Annotated in this window: 17 protein-coding genes; 15 read left to right on the plus strand and 2 right to left on the minus strand. The window is 33.5% G+C overall.

Annotated elements, in window-relative coordinates; all coding sequences use genetic code 11:
- Positions 1–74 precede the first annotated feature (74 nt).
- The 6 genes from KA900_RS02310 (at position 75) to phoU (ending at position 5,896) form a co-directional block, all read left to right on the plus strand.
- The gene (locus tag KA900_RS02310) at positions 75–986 is read left to right on the plus strand and encodes a CvfB family protein (RefSeq protein WP_103373434.1); all 912 of its coding nucleotides are present in this window, start codon (positions 75–77) and stop codon (positions 984–986) included.
- A gap of 302 nt (positions 987–1,288) precedes the next feature.
- Positions 1,289–2,233 carry a PstS family phosphate ABC transporter substrate-binding protein gene (locus KA900_RS02315; RefSeq protein ID WP_115342168.1) on the plus strand — a complete coding sequence of 315 codons (945 nt, stop codon included), beginning with the start codon at positions 1,289–1,291 and terminating at the stop codon, positions 2,231–2,233.
- A 196-nt stretch (positions 2,234–2,429) separates the two neighbouring features.
- Positions 2,430–3,359 (plus strand): phosphate ABC transporter permease subunit PstC, encoded by a 930-nt coding sequence (gene pstC / locus KA900_RS02320; protein WP_096823805.1) that lies wholly within the window; start codon positions 2,430–2,432, stop codon positions 3,357–3,359.
- Position 3,360: 1 nt separating this feature from the next.
- A complete protein-coding gene (pstA, locus tag KA900_RS02325) occupies positions 3,361–4,272 on the plus strand; it encodes a phosphate ABC transporter permease PstA (protein WP_103373433.1) in 912 nt (303 codons plus the stop codon).
- 96 nt (positions 4,273–4,368) lie between these two features.
- Complete coding sequence (pstB, locus tag KA900_RS02330) at positions 4,369–5,244, plus strand: phosphate ABC transporter ATP-binding protein PstB (protein ID WP_096809796.1); 876 nt, start codon at positions 4,369–4,371, stop codon at positions 5,242–5,244.
- 7 nt (positions 5,245–5,251) lie between these two features.
- Complete coding sequence (gene phoU, locus KA900_RS02335; protein WP_115342170.1) at positions 5,252–5,896, plus strand: phosphate signaling complex protein PhoU; 645 nt, start codon at positions 5,252–5,254, stop codon at positions 5,894–5,896.
- Positions 5,897–6,014: 118 nt separating this feature from the next.
- Here the strand turns inward: phoU and pepF are convergent, their stop codons facing one another.
- Positions 6,015–7,823 carry an oligoendopeptidase F gene (gene pepF / locus KA900_RS02340; protein ID WP_107643907.1) on the minus strand — a complete coding sequence of 603 codons (1,809 nt, stop codon included), beginning with the start codon at positions 7,821–7,823 and terminating at the stop codon, positions 6,015–6,017.
- Positions 7,824–8,086: 263 nt separating this feature from the next.
- Here pepF and KA900_RS02345 point away from each other — a divergent pair, with 263 nt between their 5' ends.
- From KA900_RS02345 to KA900_RS02355, 3 genes are all read left to right on the plus strand, one after another.
- Positions 8,087–8,434: a hypothetical protein gene (locus KA900_RS02345; protein ID WP_103373431.1), complete on the plus strand. Its 348-nt coding sequence runs from the start codon at positions 8,087–8,089 to the stop codon at positions 8,432–8,434.
- Positions 8,435–8,706: 272 nt separating this feature from the next.
- Entirely contained in the window at positions 8,707–9,456 is a 750-nt protein-coding gene (locus KA900_RS02350) for a MerR family transcriptional regulator (RefSeq protein WP_107643908.1), read from the plus strand.
- A 367-nt stretch (positions 9,457–9,823) separates the two neighbouring features.
- Positions 9,824–11,551, plus strand: coding sequence for a solute:sodium symporter family transporter (locus KA900_RS02355; protein ID WP_096809801.1), 1,728 nt, complete (start codon positions 9,824–9,826; stop codon positions 11,549–11,551).
- A gap of 244 nt (positions 11,552–11,795) precedes the next feature.
- Here KA900_RS02355 and KA900_RS02360 read toward each other — a convergent pair whose 3' ends face one another.
- On the minus strand, positions 11,796–12,503 hold the full coding sequence (locus tag KA900_RS02360) for a peroxiredoxin (protein ID WP_096809803.1): 708 nt from the start codon (positions 12,501–12,503) through the stop codon (positions 11,796–11,798).
- Between the two features lie 307 nt (positions 12,504–12,810).
- Between KA900_RS02360 and KA900_RS02365 the strand changes: the two genes are divergently transcribed.
- The 6 genes from KA900_RS02365 (at position 12,811) to KA900_RS02390 (ending at position 18,404) form a co-directional block, all read left to right on the plus strand.
- Positions 12,811–13,248 (plus strand): cytochrome P450 family protein, encoded by a 438-nt coding sequence (locus tag KA900_RS02365; protein WP_115342171.1) that lies wholly within the window; start codon positions 12,811–12,813, stop codon positions 13,246–13,248.
- Complete coding sequence (locus KA900_RS02370; protein WP_115342172.1) at positions 13,211–13,555, plus strand: cytochrome P450 family protein; 345 nt, start codon at positions 13,211–13,213, stop codon at positions 13,553–13,555. Before KA900_RS02365 ends, KA900_RS02370 begins: the two co-directional genes overlap by 38 nt.
- Positions 13,556–13,576: 21 nt before the next feature.
- A complete protein-coding gene (locus tag KA900_RS02375) occupies positions 13,577–14,056 on the plus strand; it encodes a cytochrome P450 (RefSeq protein WP_115342173.1) in 480 nt (159 codons plus the stop codon).
- A 90-nt stretch (positions 14,057–14,146) separates the two neighbouring features.
- Positions 14,147–15,466, plus strand: coding sequence for an MFS transporter (locus KA900_RS02380; RefSeq protein WP_096809809.1), 1,320 nt, complete (start codon positions 14,147–14,149; stop codon positions 15,464–15,466).
- 174 nt (positions 15,467–15,640) lie between these two features.
- Positions 15,641–17,068 carry an aldehyde dehydrogenase family protein gene (locus tag KA900_RS02385; protein WP_096809811.1) on the plus strand — a complete coding sequence of 476 codons (1,428 nt, stop codon included), beginning with the start codon at positions 15,641–15,643 and terminating at the stop codon, positions 17,066–17,068.
- 256 nt (positions 17,069–17,324) lie between these two features.
- Complete coding sequence (locus KA900_RS02390; RefSeq protein WP_115342174.1) at positions 17,325–18,404, plus strand: aldo/keto reductase; 1,080 nt, start codon at positions 17,325–17,327, stop codon at positions 18,402–18,404.
- The last annotated feature ends 20 nt before the right edge of the window (positions 18,405–18,424 follow it).

An 18,424-nucleotide genomic window follows, 5' to 3' on the forward strand; every position in this document is an offset into this window, starting at 1 on the left:
CAATGTGATGATGCTTGTTTCTTTATACCATGTTATAATAAATAAGAATAAATTTAAGTACGAAGGAGAACAGTATGGCCCAAGACGAGAAAAATATTGTAGGTTCCATAGAGTTTCTTGAAGTTATTGGATTAGAAGGATCTACTTACAAGTTACAAGGACCGAATAAAGAAGAAGTTAAACTCAATCAATCCGAAGTGAATGAAGAAGATGAATTAATCGTAGGCGAAGAATATAGTTTCTTTATTTATCCAAATAGATCAGGGGCATTATTTGCTACACAAAATATGCCTGATATTACCACTAGTAAATATGACTTTGTAAAAGTATTAAAAACAGATCGCGATGGTGCACATGTTGATGTCGGTTTGCCTAGAGAAGTATTAATACCTTGGATTGACCTGCCAAAAGTAAAAGATGTATGGCCCATTCAAGGTGACGAGGTGTTAGTAACGTTGCGTATTGACAGTGAAAATAATATGTTCGCACGTTTAGCAACAGAAACGATTGTAGAATCAATGTACACACCCGTATACAACGATGAAATGCAAAATAAAGTGATTGAAGCTCGACCATATAGAGTATTAAGAATTGGGAGTTTTTTACTTTCAAAAGATGGCTACAAAATATTCGTACACGAATCTGAACGTAAATCAGAACCGCGTTTGGGTGAAAACGTAGAAGTCCGAATCATTGGTCATAATGAAAAAGGCGAACTTAATGGATCATTTTTACCACTCGCACACGAGAGACTTGACGAAGATGGCCAACACATCTTTAACCTATTAGTTGAATATGAAGGAGAGCTGCCGTTTTGGGATAAATCAAGCCCTGAAGCAATAAAAGAAGTATTTAACATGAGTAAAGCTGCATTTAAACGCGCCATTGGCCATTTATATAAAAATCAAATTATTACAATTGAAACTGGTAAAATAGCATTAACTAAAAAAGGATGGAGCAGAGTCGAAGACGAGTTTTCTCTATAGTTAAAAAATAATATTTGAGCACTTTTTATATCTTCCCATATAACACAAATATTTGTGTTATATGGGATTTTTTCATATTACGAATTCTAATTAATTTATCACATGCAAGAATGCAGTTGCATTAATGTTTATAGGAAAAGCACTATTGATCATAAGAGGGTATGTAAATTTTGTAAATGAAGTCAATGAATTCTTAACATAACTTTTACACTAAATCCACTTGTATTTAACAAACAACCTGTAGTATTAGCAGTGTAATAAATACATATAACTTTTGGGTTATTTATTAGGAGGATGTTTCAATGAAAAAATGGCAATTATTTGGTACTACAGTAGTTGGTGCTTCACTTTTATTAGCTGCTTGTGGCGGTGGAAATAGCGGTTCAGGCGAAGAAGGCGGAGAAGTCAAAGGCGACGGTTCATCAACAGTAGGTCCAATCATTGAAAAATTAAATGAAAAGTTCGCAAAAGATAATTCAGATGTTACAGTTTCAAACGGTACTTCAGGAACTGGCGGCGGATTTGAAAAATTCATCGCAGGTAACACTGATTTCTCAAATGCGTCTAGACCTATAAAAGATGAAGAAAAGAAAAAATTAGACGACAAAGGTATTAAATATGATGAATTCAAAATTGCGCAAGATGGCGTAACAATCGCAGTCAATAAAGAAAATGACTTTGTAGACGAACTGACTAAAGAACAATTAAAAGACATTTACTCTGGTGAAGCTAAAACTTGGGAAGATGTAAACTCAGAGTGGCCAGACAAAGAAATTAAAGCATTTTCTCCTGACCAGTCTCACGGAACATATGATTTCTTTAGCGAAGAAATTATGGATAAAGGAGATATTAAAGCTGAGAAAAATGCTGATACAAACGTGATCGTTCAATCTGTGGAGAAAAACAACGAAGGTATCGGTTACTTTGGTTATAATTTCTATACACAAAATAAAGACAAACTAAAAGAAGTTAAAATCAAAGATGAAGACGATAATCTTACTGAGCCAACTAAGAAAACAATCCAAGATGGCTCATATGCATTAAGTAGACCACTTTACATCTACACAAACGAGAAAAAATTAAAAGATAATAAAGGATTCCAAGACTTCATGAAATTTATAATTGAAGATAAAGGTAAATCAGCTGAGAGTGCAGGATTTGTTGCATTACCTGATAAAGATTACAAAGATCAAGAAAGCAAGTTAAACGACATTATTGGTAAAGATAGCGACAAAAAAGAAGAATAAACTTATTAACAATTTTTAAGGTTGGGATTCAGAAAGTGGTGGACAAAGTGATAGCAACTGCATCATTTTGTCACTCACCTTCAAGTTCAATTCATCATATTTAATCATCTAGTGAAATGCCCCTGATGTTTAAGATGAAGAACAATCCTAACCTTTGTTTTAATATTGGGAGTCTATAAGAAAGAAGGGTATTAAAATGACTAATCAGAAAATCTCTGTTAGTGAAATGATTGCTCAAAATAACGCTAAGAAAAAAGGGATTAGCGATAAAATTGTGCCAATCATTTTAGGCATCATCGCTATTTTTTCAATATTAGCGACAGTTGGTATTATTGTCACATTATTAACTGAAACAATAACATTTTTTACACGCGTACCTATAACTGAATTTTTATTTACTAAAGATTGGAACCCATTCTCTTCAACGCCACAATATGGGATATGGGCATTAATCTTAGGCACACTTAAAATTACGGCTATTGCCACATTTGTTGCGGTACCAATCGGTTTAGGCGCAGCATTATATCTAAGTGAATATGCATCTACTAGGGTTAGAAAAATAATCAAACCTATTTTAGAAATCTTATCAGGAATTCCAACAATTGTATTTGGTTTCTTTGCACTTACATTTGTTACACCTGTACTAAGAAGTATCTTCCCTGAATTAGGCAGTTTCAACTCTGTCAGCCCTGGGATTGTAGTCGGTGTTATGATTATCCCTTTAATTTCTAGTATGAGTGAGGATGCGATGTCATCTGTTCCAAACAAAATGAGAGAAGGCGCACTTGGTTTAGGCGCAACAAAGTTTGAAGTTGCAATAAAAGTAGTCTTACCAGCAGCAACTTCAGGTATTATGGCATCTATTGTCTTAGCCATTTCTCGTGCAATAGGTGAAACAATGATTGTATCACTAGCCGCAGGTAGTACACCGACTTCTTCATTAGATTTAACCGGTTCAATTCAAACAATGACTGGATATATCGTACAAGTTGCTACAGGCGATGCTACATTCGGCTCAGATATTTATTACAGTATCTACGCTGTTGGTTTTACTTTATTCCTATTCACCCTCGTGATGAACTTAATCTCACAATGGATCACGAAACGCTTTAGAGAGGAGTATTAAAATGGCTGAGACAAAAACGAAAACACTTGTTAATCAACAGACAATTGAAAAGAAACTTTCTAGTCGATTAACTACAAATAAATTAAATAAATGGGCATTTTTCGCATGTACGATGATTGGTTTACTATTTTTAGCTGCGTTAATTATAGATACTTTAATTAAAGGTGCTGGTCATTTAACACCTTCATTTTTCACTAGCTTTTCATCTTCTACGCCATCAATGGCTGGCATAAAAGGTGCATTAATAGGGACGATATGGTTAATGGTTACAATTATTCCTATTTCAATTATTTTAGGCGTTGGCACAGCAATTTATTTAGAAGAATATGCTAAAGATAACGCTTTAACTAGTTTCATTAAAGTATGTATTTCAAATTTAGCTGGTGTGCCTTCTGTCGTATTTGGTTTATTAGGACTAACAATATTCGTTAGGGGCATGGGGATTGAGGCACTTGCTTTAAGTAATTCTGTATTAGCAGCAGCCTTAACCATGTCACTGCTTATATTGCCTGTTATTATCGTTGCGAGCCAAGAAGCAATTAGGTCTGTACCGAGTCCAGTTAGGGAAGCCTCATATGGTTTAGGTGGAAATAAATGGCAAACGATTCGTAGAGTCGTTTTACCAGCAGCAATTCCTGGTATTTTAACAGGTTTTATTTTGGCATTATCACGCGCATTAGGTGAAACAGCACCACTAATATTAATTGGTATACCAACTGTATTGTTAAGCTTACCATCCAGTGTTTTCGACCAATTCCAAGCGCTACCAATGGCAATCTATAATTGGGCTAAATTACCTCAAGATGAATTCCAAAATGTGGCATCTGCCGGTATTATTGTCCTACTTGTTATTCTATTATTAATGAATGCAATTGCAATTTTCTTAAGAAATAAATACAGCAAAAAATATTAAAGTTATTTCAAAATTCAATTTAAAGGTAATGACTATTTTTGGGGAAAGATTAATCATATTTAATTTATAAATAGTCAATAAAAGGAGTTTTTAATTATGGCTAAAGAAACAATTAAAAAAGAAAAATCAGAATTAGAAACACATGCAGCTCAAAATGCAACACCTATTACAACACTAGATACAGAGCTAAAAGCTAATAAAACACCTGATAGGGAGAAAAAAATTATTTATTCTACTAAAAATTTAGATTTATGGTATGGCGATAATCATGCTTTAAAAAATATTAACCTGGATATCTTAGAAAATAATGTAACTGCTATTATTGGCCCGTCAGGTTGTGGTAAATCAACTTATATTAAAACATTAAATAGGATGGTCGAACTCGTACCCTCTGTTAAAACAGCAGGTAAAATTATCTACCGTGATCAAAACATCTTTGACGATAAATATTCAGTTGAAAAATTGAGAACGAACGTCGGCATGGTATTCCAACAACCAAATCCTTTTCCAAAATCAATCTATGATAATATCACTTACGGACCAAAAATACACGGTATTAAAAACAAAAAAGTACTTGATGAAATCGTAGAAAAATCTTTACGTGGCGCGGCAATATGGGATGAATTAAAAGATCGGTTAGATACGAACGCTTATAGTTTATCAGGTGGGCAACAACAACGTGTTTGTATAGCACGTACTTTAGCCATCGAACCTGATGTAATATTAATGGATGAGCCAACTTCTGCGTTAGATCCAATTTCAACTTTAAAAGTAGAAGAACTCGTACAAGAGCTCAAAGAAAAATATTCAATTATTATTGTTACACACAATATGCAACAAGCAGCACGTGTTTCTGACAAAACAGCATTCTTCCTTAACGGTTATGTAAATGAATATGACGACACTGATAAAATCTTCTCTAATCCTTCTGATAAACAAACTGAAGATTATATCTCTGGACGCTTCGGGTAATCAATATATGGCGATTAGGCAAAAATACGAAGGTCAATTAAAGGCATTGATTAAGGATTTACGTCGACTTGGCCTCCGTGTATATTATAATATCGAATATGGATTAAAGTCGTTAAGCGAAGAAGATAGAAACTATGCACGACAAACTATAGCTAATGACAAAAATATTAACGCATTAGAAACCGACATAAATGAAAAAGTCATCATGTTGATTACGAAACAACAACCTATTGCGACTGATTTAAGATTGATGATGGCAGCTTTAAAAATCGCTTCTGATTTTGAACGTATTGGTGATAATGCAGCTAACATTGCAGAAATTAGGCTACGTGCTAAGATTATCGATCAGTTTGTACTGACAAGATTAAATACAATGGGCAAACTTGCATTACTTATGCTCAAAGACCTCGATGAGGCAATCAAAAAAGATGACGTTACGTTGATTAAAGAAATCATTGAAAGAGATAAAGACATTGATGATTTGTACAAACACATCGTTAATACAACGTATTTAATAGACAACGATCCTTTTGTCGCAGGACAAGCTCATTTAGCTGCCAGACATTTAGAGCGTATCGGTGACCACATCAGTAATATAGCAGAGAGTATTTTTTATTTTATAACAGGCAAACGCTATGAATCATACGATTAAACAAAAAAGCACAATGGCACGGATTAAGTAAGTTCCAATACTTTGTTTGGAAACCCACACTTAAAATCGTCATTGTGCTTTTTGTATATACTGTATCTTTTACATATATTAACAGTTGCTATTCAAATTCTATCTCATCCGTCAGTTGTTCCAAGTCGTCAACTAGCTTACCTATATAGCCAATTGTAGCTTTTAATGGCTGATCAGTGGTTATGTCAATGCCAGCTATTTGAGCTAATTCTACAGGTGATGTACTTCCACCAGCCTTCAATGTATTTAGCCAATCATCAACGGCAGGTTGACCTTCATTTTGGATACGTTGTGACATGACTGTACCAATCGTTAAGCCTGCTGAATAAGTATATGAATATAATCCCATATAGTAATGCGGCTGTCTCATCCATGTTAATTCTGCACCTTTAGTAAATTTAACACTATCTCCAAAGAATTGTGAATAAACGTCTAACATAATTTGGTTTAGCAATGGAGCAGTTAATGATTCGCCGTCATCCACTTTTTTATACACTTCACGTTGATACGCAGCTTCTAATAAATGTGTTACCATATTATGATAATATGTTCTAGAGACAATAGAACCAATAACCCATCGTTTAAATTTAGCGTCATTACTATTTTTGAATAGATAGTTAGCCATCAACATTTCGTTCATAGTTGAAGGTGCTTCTACAAAATACATTGATGGTTCTGACTCTAAATAATTTTGATGGCTTTGCGCTAATGTAAAATGCCCAGCGTGTCCTAATTCATGCGCTAAAACAAATGTTTCGGTCATTTTACCAGTCCATGAAATAAATACATATGAATGTGTAGTATATGGGCTTGCACAATAAGCGCCAGTATCTTTACCTTTATTTTGCGCAAAATCTATCCATCTATCTTGATAAGCTGTTTCAACCATTTTTAAATAATCTTTACCTAACACATTTAATGCACCATAAATATATTCTTTAGAATCTTCAATTGAAATATCTGGCTCATAATCAGGGTCTATAGATACTTTTAAATCTTCAAAATGCATGACCTCTAATCCGTGAACACGTTTAATTAATTTCGCATATTTTTGCATGATAGGTGCTAAATCACTCATAATCACATCAATTTGACGATCAAACATATCTCTAGTTACTTCTTGATCTTGCAATAAATAATCTATGACAGAATCATAACCACGTAAATCTGCTTCTATTTTTTCTTGTTGAACTTGCATATTATAAGTAGCAGCAGTGGTATGTTGATACTTATTCAACGCATCGCTAAATTTTTTAAAGCTAATTCTTCGGAATGCTTCATTGGGATGATCTTCATATTCATTCTCAAACGTGGCGTAATCTAATGGATATGTATGACCATTATGTTCAAACGACTCGAAGTCAATATCTAGCATTTTAGTGATACCATATAATTCAAAAGGACGTTCAAATACAGGTGATAAACTGGCTAATGTCTTTTCGACTTCTGGGCTAAGTTGATAAGCTTTTTTCTCTTTTAATTTTTGTAAAAAATGTGGATATTTTGATGTTGCAATATAATCATTTAAAACATCATTAGAAAGTATTAATATTTCTGACTCTACAAAAGATAATTCACTAGCAATTTTGCCGTAAGAATTTGAAAATTTAGAACTTAACGATTGTGCTTGTTCGTTCGTTGTATCTACACTTAATCTCAATTCAGCGTAATTAGCCATTCTATCTAATTGGATAAGTATGTTTGAATAGGCGTCTAACGCTTCCTCAATTGTGTCAGGTTGATTTAAACGATATACATAGGTTTCATTAAAGTTTTTCGCTAATGTAATCGTTTCGTTTAAAGTTTGATAAAAAGCTTCATCTGAATTAAATAAAGCTGTAATGTCCCAGGTCTTTTCAGAAGGGACTTCATTTCTAAATGGTAGTATTTCAGCCATTTAATCACTCCTCTTCATATACACTTAATTTAATATTAATTATACATGAAAGCACCTTAGAAAATACAATTGTTAGTTTATAAACAAACCGGAAGTATGTTAATGAATGTAACTGTATTTAAAACATTGACAATTGACGTGACTATGCCAATATTTTAATATAAAGTTATACTACTCAGGACTGAATATAAATAGGTTTTCTTTTAGTATAATTAGATTGTTATGATGACAATATATGTCGAATGATATGAGGAGCGCTATAAATGACGATTTTTGATTTGCCTAATTTTTTGTGGATTTCTTTAGTAGCTGTTGTAGTGGTTACATTATTCTGTACGCTTGTTTTGAATAAATGGTTTTCGGCAGCAATTTTAACATTTATTGTCTTGGCTATTGCTGCATTTTTAATACCTAATTTTGAAAATATTACATATGAACCGTTGTTAGGTTTTGCTGCGTTTATGGCAGTGTTAAGTTTAATTATGAGCTTTTTAATATGGTACTTTACACGTGACTTTAGGCGCAAACGTCGTGAAAAGAAAGCGATAAAAGAAATGCGTAAACGTGGTATTACGCCAGAAAACGATACAGAAGAATATAAAAGTAGATAATTTGTAAAAAGCTGGGGTACCAATTGTTATCTCAGCTTTAAGTATATATTAACGATAAGTGATCGAATTAATGTTTGGAATTATATCCTTTTTTTCGGTTGAAATGCTAACCGCTTATGAATCTCGCGAGATAGAAGCCTTTTAAAACTAAGATTTCTATCTCGCGTTTTACTATTTATTATTGAGAATGCTAATGAATAAAAAGAAAGCATTTCGTATTGACCTTAACGTTACGTAAGACATTATAGTTAAGCTATGAGGAGGTTAAGTAAATGGAAATGACAGTTAAAGGGCTGGCCGATTTAGTTGGTATTAGTGTGCGTACATTACATTACTACGACAGTATTAACTTATTAAATCCTACAAGCATATCTGAATCAGGTTATAGACTATATTCTGAGGGCGATTTAGATAAGCTACAACAAATCTTGTTTTTCAGAGAACTTGATTTTCCTTTAAAAAAGATTAAAACAATGCTCGATAATCCATCATTTGATCAGCAAGCAGCGTTAAAAATGCATAAAAAAATGCTAATAGAAAAAAGAAATGGTATTGACCAAATGATACAAACGATTGATCAAACATTACTACATCTGAAAGGAGAATTATCAATGACAAATGAAGAGAAATTTAAAGGCTTTGACTTTAATAAAACGAAATATGATAAAGAAGCACGTGAAAAATGGGGCGAGAAAATTGTAGATAAAGCTAATAATCGTATTAATTCTTGGTCAGTCAAAGAAAAAAATGCTAAATCGGAAGCAATGAACCAAATTTTTAAAAAGTTTTCAGAACTTAGAACACAATCGCCAGGGTCAAAAGAAGTACAAGCAAATGTACAAAAATGGTACAACTATTTAAATTCAAATATCGACTATAATTATACATTGGAAGTATTTAAAAGTTTAGGGGATATGTACGTGGCTGATGCGAGATTCACTAAAAATATCGACCAATTCGGCAAAGGCACTGCCCAATTGATTAAAGAAGCTATAGATATTTATGTAGAAAACTGTCAGTAATAAACAATTTCAAACCAAGTGTACAACCAAGACTTTAGACTGATAAAATAGCGTGCAGCGTTTGCGACAAAAACCAAGTTTTATCTTTAAATGTCATATTGGCTATAGACAACTTGAATCAAAACATAAAGTCCCGCTTCTCAATTGATTGAGTGAGTGGGACTTATATGTGCATTTGATTCAAGTGAGATGCTCCAATCCATTTATCTTTTTCTTGAAAATGTAAAACCAAATAACTAACAACATAGAATATATAAAGCAAACCCTTAAAAAGAGGCTGGTTAAAATATAATTATGTTATAAAGAAAGGCAAATGGTGAATATATAAATAACGATATGGCATTTATATATTAAAAAGGGGGATTTTATGAGTGGAACGCTATTTACGCTTTTTTCTTGCGCTGGGTTTATGGCATTAGTTGCTTGGTATGCTTATTACAAAACAAAAAATAAAGTTAATGATTCTACTGGTTATTTTTTGGCAGGTAGAACGTTAACAGGCAGTTTTATAGCTGGTTCATTAGTACTTACAAATTTATCTGCTGAGCAATTAATTGGGCTGAATGGACAAGCATATAACGCTAATTTAACTAATATGGCGTGGGAAGTGACAGCAGGTTTTTCAGTTATTATTTTATCACTTATACTTTTACCACGCTATTTGAAAGGAGCGTTTACTACACTTCCAGAATTTTTAAACGATCGTTTTGACCAAGGCACAAGACTGCTTGTTGTGATGCTATTTATGCTTGGTTATGGTCTAGTGACGATACCTTCTATTTTATATTCGGGTGCTATCGCTGTATTACAATTTTTTGATATACCTTCTATGTTAGGTATCACCTTTGAACAATCTATGTGGTTATCCGTTTGGGTAATAGGAATAATAGGATCTATGTATGCAATTTTTGGCGGCTTACGTGCAGTTGCTATTTCCGACACGATTAATGGCATTGGCTTACTTATCGTTGGGTTAATCGTGCCTATATTAGGATTCATCACGTTAGGAAGCGGGGATTTCTTAGTTGGTATAAAGACGGTCATTACAGACCACCCAGAAAAATTAAATTCGATTGGCTCGAAAGAAGACGGCGTCCCTTTTGGAACCATTTTCACGGGTATGATATTTGCAAACCTATTTTATTGGGGTACAAATCAATATGTCATTCAGCGAACGTTAGGGGCTAAAAATCTTGCTGAAGGTCAGAAAGGCGCTTTATTTACTGGTTTTTTGAAAATTTTAGTTCCATTTTTAATGATGGTGCCTGGTGTTATTGCATTTCATTTATACGGTTCTAATTTAAAAACCATGGACTTGGCGTATCCAACATTAATTAATGATGTTTTTCCTAAATTTTTAAATGGATTCTTTTTAGCAGTATTACTAGGTGCAGTATTTTCGAGTTTTAATTCACTATTAAACAGTGCTGCCACTATGTTTACTTATGACATTTACAAAGTTATTTTTAACAAAAAAGCTAATGATCAACAAATGATAAGGGTTAGCCAATGGTTCGGTATTACTTTATCATTGATTACATTCTTTATATCTCCACTTTTAATTTATGCACCTGATGGTTTATGGACAGTAATTAGAGAATTTACAGGTTTCTTTAATATACCAATTATTGCAATTGTGTTAATCGGTATATTTTCTAAACGCGTCCCTGCTATTGGGGCTAAAATAGTTATAATCTCTCATGTATTTATTTATTATTTTTTGATGTGGGGGATGCCAACTTTTCTTAATGTGACGCTTCCCATTAATTTCATTCATATTCAAGGCGCGCTTTTCCTAGCAGAAATTATATTTTTATTAGTTATGGGCAGATTCAAACCACTAAAACAACCCTTTGTTTTTATAAATAAGTCTAGGGTAGATCTTACGCCGTGGAAATATGCAACACCGGTTTCAATTTGTTTAGTAAGCACTATGATTTTTACTTTTACTTTATTTTCTAAAATCGGCTTAGCTATAGAAGATGGCATCGTATCCATCTGGTTTTGGCCTTTTACATTAGTGTTGGTAATCGCTACTTTGATAGCATCTTTAATTGCTGTGCAATCATGGAAAAGAAAATACTTAAGCAAATAAACCCAATTAAAATAAGACAATGTCTTATTTTGTAGTGAACATTTATGAGCATAACATGTAATTATAGTATTGATTACCATACATCTGCAAAATAGCATCTCTCTTAAGATTACAGCCTCAATCCATGTTCATGACAAGAAAGCAAATTGCTACAAAATATTGGCATAAAACGTGCCCCCAAAATTTCTTTAATTAGAAACCTTTTGGGGGCTGAATTTTGAAATTTATACGTTAGACACTTAAATTACTTATCTTGTAAAAAAGCATTATAAATACTTTTTGAATGATCGTCACTATCCTTTTCACAATAATACCAATTCTTGCACTCGTAATCTGGGTTCTCCATTCGGTTTTTAGCATCCTTAATAATACTTGGAGAGGGAGCTAATATTTTATCTCCTGTTTCCCAATTTGCAGGTGTAACATGTTCTGTTTTATCTGTTGTTTTTAAAGCTTTGATTACACGTAGTATTTCATTTATATTACGGCCTATAGTAGCCGGATAATCTATAACTGAACGTACCACAGAATCTTCATCAATAATAAAAATAACTCTTGAAGTTTCTGAACCGTTACTTTCTTTAGATAACATGCCGTAGTCTGTTGATATTTGTTTATTTAAATCAGCGATTAAAGGAAATTCTATTTGTGTATCGAAAGTTTCTTCTATACTATTTAACCACGCTACATGTGAAGTTATATTATCTACGCTAATACCCACAACTTCAACGTTCAGTTCTCTTAATTTTGAAGAAGCAACTTGTAAAGCTACAAATTCTGAAGTAGAAACCGGGTCAAAATCAGAAGGATGTGCAAATAGAATAAACCATTTACCCTTATAATCGTCTAAAGATATATTTCCTTGAGTCGAATTCGCGTTAAAATGAGGCGCTTGTTCACCAACATACGGCATACTGTTCATTTTTTGATAATCGTTCGTTTCAAAAGCCATTGATACCACCTCGTGTATTTATAAAGTTTTAATCAAAAGTGAATAATGTGAAACCTAGATTTAAACAAACTAAATTTCTACTTAAACTAAGGATGAGTGAGTAAACCATTTATTTTTTTCGTAATGAATTTAAAAAATTCTGAAATTCACTTTTTTACTTTTATTCCCAAGCATTATGTCATTAAACATTTAAAAAAATTAACGAAATAGATTTTCTAAATTAAAACGATAAAAAATTTATATTGCCGTGTGTCGCTGTTTTAAATTTACATATAAGGTAATAACAGATGTGGAAAGGGGATATAGAATGAAAAAGATACCTAAAGAGCACGGTTTAGATCACACTTTAAGTTTATTAAATGAAGGTTACTATTTTATAATTAATAGAAGCGAAAGACTAAATACGAATATATTTGAAACAAAATTGTTAGGCGAAAAAGTATATTGCCTAAGTGGAAGTAAAGGTGCAGAACTATTTTATGACAGCCACTTATTCAAAAGAAGTGATGCTGCGCCTATCAGAATCCAGAAAACACTTTTTGGGCAAGGTGGCGTTCAATGTCTCGATGGAGCAGCGCATCGCCAAAGAAAAAATATGTTTATGCGATTAATGAACGATAACGCGATGCAGGAAATAAGCACCTCAATTCATAAACACTGGAAAAAATATTTTAATCATATTTCAGAATCAGAAAACATTAATATGTATGAAGCTTCAAAAAGTTTTTTTACAAACAGCTTGTGAATGGACAGGAATCCCTTTAAAAGAAAATGAAATCGATAAAAGGGCTGAACAATTATCTAAATTATTCGAAAACGCGGCATCTGTCGGATTACAACATTGGAAAAGTAGAAGGGCGCGAACAAATGCAGAAACATGGATAAAAGATATAATTCATGACACTAGATTAGCTCGTTTAAACCCATGTAAAAACAGTGCTTTATATCAATTTACTTGGCACTTGGATATAAATAACGAACTACTTGAAGAAAAAGTAGTCGCTGTTGAAATTTTAAACTTATTAAGACCTATGATAGCTGTGTCTGTTTAGGTAACTAATATAGGGTTAGGGATGCATCAATTTCCTGAAGCAGCAAAACAATTACAAAATGGGGGTAATCAATATATAGAAATGTTCTTACAAGAAACAAGAAGATATTATCCGTTTTTCCCTTTCGCAGTAGCGAGAGTACAAAAAGATTTTGAATACGAAGGCTTTAAATTAAAAAAAGGCACGCTAACGCTTTTGGATTTATATGGAACAAACAGACATCCAAAAGACTGGTCTCAACCAGAAACGTTCCTACCAGAAAGATTCATTAATTGGAAACAAACACCATTTAATTTTATACCGCAAGTTGGAGGTAATTATGATTTTAGACATCGTTGTGCTGGAGAATTTGTCACAATGTCTATGATGAAAGCTACAATTCACTATCTAATTAAATATATTAGTTATGACGTACCCGAACAAAACTTTGATTTTAATTTTAATGATATTCCAGCTGTGCCTAGTGACGGTTTTACGATTAATAACATCCATTATTTATAAAACTTAATTAATTTTTAATAAACGGATACATTGACTTTTCGAAAACGATATATTAACACTACTACTTTAATTTGCAAAAGGAGGAGAACCATGGAAAATGCTCAAAACTCAGTCAAAACTTCAGAAGTAAGAAAAAAAGTAGTTGTAACATCTATGGGGAATGCAATTGAATGGTTTGATTTCGCATTATATGCGCAATTGGCAACTTATATTAGCCATAACTTTTTTGGAGATGTGGCAAGCCAAAATCAATTACTTTTTACTTTTGGAACATTTGCTATTGCTTTCTTAATGCGCCCAATCGGTTCACTCGTCTTTGGATACATTGGGGATAAACAAGGTAGAAAAGTAGTGTTAACCATTACAATTACGATTATGTCTGCCTCTACATTAGCCCTAGGTTTACTACCTACTTCGGATCAGATAGGGATATGGGCCCCTATACTCCTATTAGTGGTAAGGATGGCTCAATCCTTTTCTACAGGGGGCGAATATAGTGGCGCTATGACCTATATTGTTGAAAGTTCTCCAGATAAAAAAAGGGGACGACTTACGAGTGGACTTGAAATGGGGACTATGATAGGAAATGCTTTAGCCGCAATTACCGTAGCTACACTTTTATATTTTTTAACTACAAATCAAATAGAGACATGGGGTTGGAGAATTCCATTTTTACTAGCAGCGCCATTTGGCCTTGTAGTCGTTTACTTAAGATTTAAATTAGATGAAACACCATCGTTTAAAAATAAAACAGAGGACTCAGAAAATAACATTTTAAAAGCTTTTAAAGATTATAAAAAAGAAGCTGCCTTAATGGCTATAGGGGTTATATTTTTAAATGTAAATAATTTTATGTTCTTAACCTATTTACCTTCCTTTTTAAAAAGTAACATCGGCATAGATGCTCAATATTCTACGATTCTCAATGCAATAGCATTAATATTGATGCTGCCATTTATTTTTATGTTTGGTGTATTGAGCGATAAATTTGATAATAAAAAAGTGCTTACATTTGGGCTGTCTAGTTTCGTTTGTTTTTCAATACCCGCATTTCTTCTTATGGACACCGGCCACCATATCTTTGTCATTTTCTTAGGTATAATGCTACTTGCAATCATGTTATCTGTTTTTAATGGTGTTATGCCCTCTACATTGCCTGCAATCACGCATACAAATGTACGAATGAAATTCCTGTCTATTATATACAATCTTGGAACAGCTATATTCGGTGGGATTACGCCATTTATTTTATCAATACTAGGCAATTTAAAAAATGGCGCTTTAGCTCCAGCATTTTATTTAATATTTATTAATTTAATTGGATTAGTTGTTTTTGGTATTTACTTTAAAGCTACTTCTAATAAGCCTCTCAAGGGTTCTAACCCTAACATTGATATAGAAAAATCATAAACATTATTAAAATAGTAGCGTTATTAAACCGTATATCCCATGTTTAATTTATTAACAAAAAGGAATCCCCATTAATAAGACCAACAAGAATATAAACATTGCCGTAAACACTTAGCATTTAAGTTCAACATCCAAGATAGTGCATAATAAATTTTTAAGAGGATGTGTTGAAAGATGAGAATGCAAGTTAAGCAATATATAAATGGCGAGTGGATTGAAAGTACGAGTGGTGAAACCATCAACGTTATCAATCCAGCAACTGAAGAAAAAATGGGCGAAATTGCTAAAGGTAACAAGCAAGATGTAGATAAAGCAGTAGAAGCTGCACATAATGTTTATCTTAATTTCCGTCATACTTCAGTACAAGAACGTCAAGATTTATTGTCGAAAATTGTTGTAGAATATGAAAATCGTAAGGAAGACTTGATTGAAGCTATGACAGAAGAATTAGGCGCACCTGTCAAAGTATCAGAAAATGTACATTATCAAATGGGCTTGAATCATTTTGCTGCAGCAAGAGATGCACTAGATGACTTTGAATTCGAAGAACGACGTGGCGATAATTTAATCGTAAAAGAAGGTATTGGCGTAGCTGGATTGATTACACCTTGGAATTTCCCAACAAATCAAACTTCACTTAAACTCGCTGCAGCTTTTGCAGCTGGTTGTCCAGTTGTTTTAAAACCCTCTGAAGAAACACCATACGCAGCGATTATCCTAGCAGAAATATTTGAAAAAGTAGGCGTCCCTAAAGGCGTTTTCAATTTAGTAAATGGGGATGGCGAAGGAGTAGGCAATCCCTTAACGGAACATCCTAAAGTACGTATGATGTCATTTACTGGTTCAGGAGGCGTTGGCGCTAAAATTATGGAAAAAGCAAGCGAAGATTTTAAAAAAGTTTCGCTTGAATTGGGCGGAAAATCTCCTTATATTGTTTTAGCTGATGCTGATATAAAAAGCGCAGCAGAAGCAGCTGTGGGCAAAGTAGTAAATAATACAGGGCAAGAATGTACAGCTGGAAGTCGTACAATCATACCGAAATCTATGAAAGAACAATTCTTAGCAGCTGCAAAAGAAAAAATGTCAACGCTAAAAGTGGGTGACCCACAATCCGAAGAAACAGATTTAGGGCCACTGATCAACCAAAAACAATATGACGGTGTACAAAATTATATAGAAAAAGGAATCGATGAAGGTGCTTCTCTTATATATGGCGGCGCTGGAAAACCTGAACAACTTGAACAAGGTTACTTTGTAAAACCAACGATTTTTAGTGACGTCAATAATCAAATGACGATTGCCCAAGAAGAAATATTCGGCCCAGTAATGTCAGTGATCACTTACGAAAATTTAGAGGAAGCTATTAAAATCGGAAACGATACAAAATACGGACTAGCAGGATATGTATACGGTGAAGACAAAGAAACACTCCATAAGGTTGCTCGTTCAATTGAAGCAGGTATTATAGAAATTAACGAATCAGGCCAAGCTTATAATTTACCGTTCGGTGGCTATAAACATTCTGGTATAGGAAGAGAATGGGGAGATTATGGTATTGAAGAATTTTTAGAAGTTAAATCAATTGCTGGATATTATCAATAAATTGGTAGTACAAGAGGAAATTTAGAATGTAACATTTGCATGTACTTTTCAACTAGTTGCTTAAATATATAAATGTGTGGCTGTTTTCACACTTGAGAAGTGGGAACAGCCCCTTTATTTGTAATAAGGACTTTTGAAATATATGGTATTTGTAACGCTTATATTACTAAAAACTTATACATTCTTAGTTTTGTTTCAATCTAATTATAAACTAGAGTATCAAACGCCCATACAATTTATTCTAGGAGGCTAAATTATGGATTATACATTATTAGGCCATTCAGGGTTAACTGTTTCAAAATATGCTTTAGGCACAATTCCGTTCGCAGGTACAAATGGTTTCGAAAATGCTGGTGGCATGACCCAAGAAACCGCAAATTATATGGTAGATTATGCGTTAGAACAAGGTATTAACCAATTCGATACAGCTAATTTATATTCAAAAGGTGAGTCAGAAATTACTTTAGGAAAAACTATCCGAAATAAACGCGAAGAAATGATTATCAGTAGTAAAACTGGCGTACAATTATCAGAAAACCCTAATGATGGCGGGGCGACTCGTATTAATATTGAACATTCCATCGACAAAACATTAAAACGTTTGAATACCGATTATCTAGACTTATATTACGTACATTTATGGGATGGACAAGTCCCTGTGGAGGAAACTATCCAAGTGATGAATGACTTAATTAAAAAAGGAAAGATACGTTATTGGGGCGTTTCTAATTATAGTGGATGGGCATTAGCGAAAACCCACACGCTAGCGTCAGCCAACAATATGGCGCCACCGATTGCTCAACAAATTTACTATACTCCAGAAGCAAGAGAGGCAGAATATGAATTATTGCCTGCAGGCAAAGAGTTAGGCGTTGGCAATAGTATTTGGTCTCCTTTAGGTGAAGGCTTATTAACTGGAAAAATTAATAGAACTCAATCTGGAGAAGCTGGCACAAGACAAGGGGATGGTTGGCCAGAACCTTATATAAAAAATAAAGCATTATTTTATCAATTGATTAATGTCATGCAAGAAATTGCTTTGAACCATAACGTGTCTGTAGCACAAGTAACGCTTGCTTGGTTAAGAGATAGACCTAATGTAGATTCTATAGTCTTAGCCGCAAGAACTAAAGCGCAGTTAAAAGATAACATCGCGTCTTACCATCTACAACTAGCAAATAGTGAAATTGAAGCGATTAGCAATTTAACGACACCAGAACCGATTTATCCGTTATGGCATCGTGCGATGAACGCATACGATAAAGCTTCAGAAGCGGAAAAAATATATCTTAGTGAGTATAATAAACTTATGAACGACAAAAACAATTTATTGTAAGTTAAAAGCCAAGAAACTGG

The sequence above is a fragment of the Staphylococcus sp. GDY8P120P genome (assembly GCF_017892065.1).
Classification (GTDB): Bacteria; Bacillota; Bacilli; order Staphylococcales; family Staphylococcaceae; genus Staphylococcus; species Staphylococcus nepalensis.

Excerpts from the sequence above, each read along its gene's own strand:
- KA900_RS02310 (WP_103373434.1), top strand. The coding sequence starts at position 75 with ATGGCCCAAGACGAGAAAAATATTGTAGGTTCCATAGAGTTTCTTGAA.
- KA900_RS02315 (WP_115342168.1), top strand. The coding sequence starts at position 1,289 with ATGAAAAAATGGCAATTATTTGGTACTACAGTAGTTGGTGCTTCACTT.
- pstC (WP_096823805.1), top strand. The coding sequence starts at position 2,430 with ATGACTAATCAGAAAATCTCTGTTAGTGAAATGATTGCTCAAAATAAC.
- pstA (WP_103373433.1), top strand. The coding sequence starts at position 3,361 with ATGGCTGAGACAAAAACGAAAACACTTGTTAATCAACAGACAATTGAA.
- pstB (WP_096809796.1), top strand. The coding sequence starts at position 4,369 with ATGGCTAAAGAAACAATTAAAAAAGAAAAATCAGAATTAGAAACACAT.
- phoU (WP_115342170.1), top strand. The coding sequence starts at position 5,252 with ATGGCGATTAGGCAAAAATACGAAGGTCAATTAAAGGCATTGATTAAG.
- pepF (WP_107643907.1), bottom strand. The coding sequence starts at position 7,823 with ATGGCTGAAATACTACCATTTAGAAATGAAGTCCCTTCTGAAAAGACC.
- KA900_RS02345 (WP_103373431.1), top strand. The coding sequence starts at position 8,087 with ATGACGATTTTTGATTTGCCTAATTTTTTGTGGATTTCTTTAGTAGCT.
- KA900_RS02350 (WP_107643908.1), top strand. The coding sequence starts at position 8,707 with ATGGAAATGACAGTTAAAGGGCTGGCCGATTTAGTTGGTATTAGTGTG.
- KA900_RS02355 (WP_096809801.1), top strand. The coding sequence starts at position 9,824 with ATGAGTGGAACGCTATTTACGCTTTTTTCTTGCGCTGGGTTTATGGCA.
- KA900_RS02360 (WP_096809803.1), bottom strand. The coding sequence starts at position 12,503 with ATGGCTTTTGAAACGAACGATTATCAAAAAATGAACAGTATGCCGTAT.
- KA900_RS02365 (WP_115342171.1), top strand. The coding sequence starts at position 12,811 with ATGAAAAAGATACCTAAAGAGCACGGTTTAGATCACACTTTAAGTTTA.
- KA900_RS02370 (WP_115342172.1), top strand. The coding sequence starts at position 13,211 with ATGAAGCTTCAAAAAGTTTTTTTACAAACAGCTTGTGAATGGACAGGA.
- KA900_RS02375 (WP_115342173.1), top strand. The coding sequence starts at position 13,577 with ATGCATCAATTTCCTGAAGCAGCAAAACAATTACAAAATGGGGGTAAT.
- KA900_RS02380 (WP_096809809.1), top strand. The coding sequence starts at position 14,147 with ATGGAAAATGCTCAAAACTCAGTCAAAACTTCAGAAGTAAGAAAAAAA.
- KA900_RS02385 (WP_096809811.1), top strand. The coding sequence starts at position 15,641 with ATGAGAATGCAAGTTAAGCAATATATAAATGGCGAGTGGATTGAAAGT.
- KA900_RS02390 (WP_115342174.1), top strand. The coding sequence starts at position 17,325 with ATGGATTATACATTATTAGGCCATTCAGGGTTAACTGTTTCAAAATAT.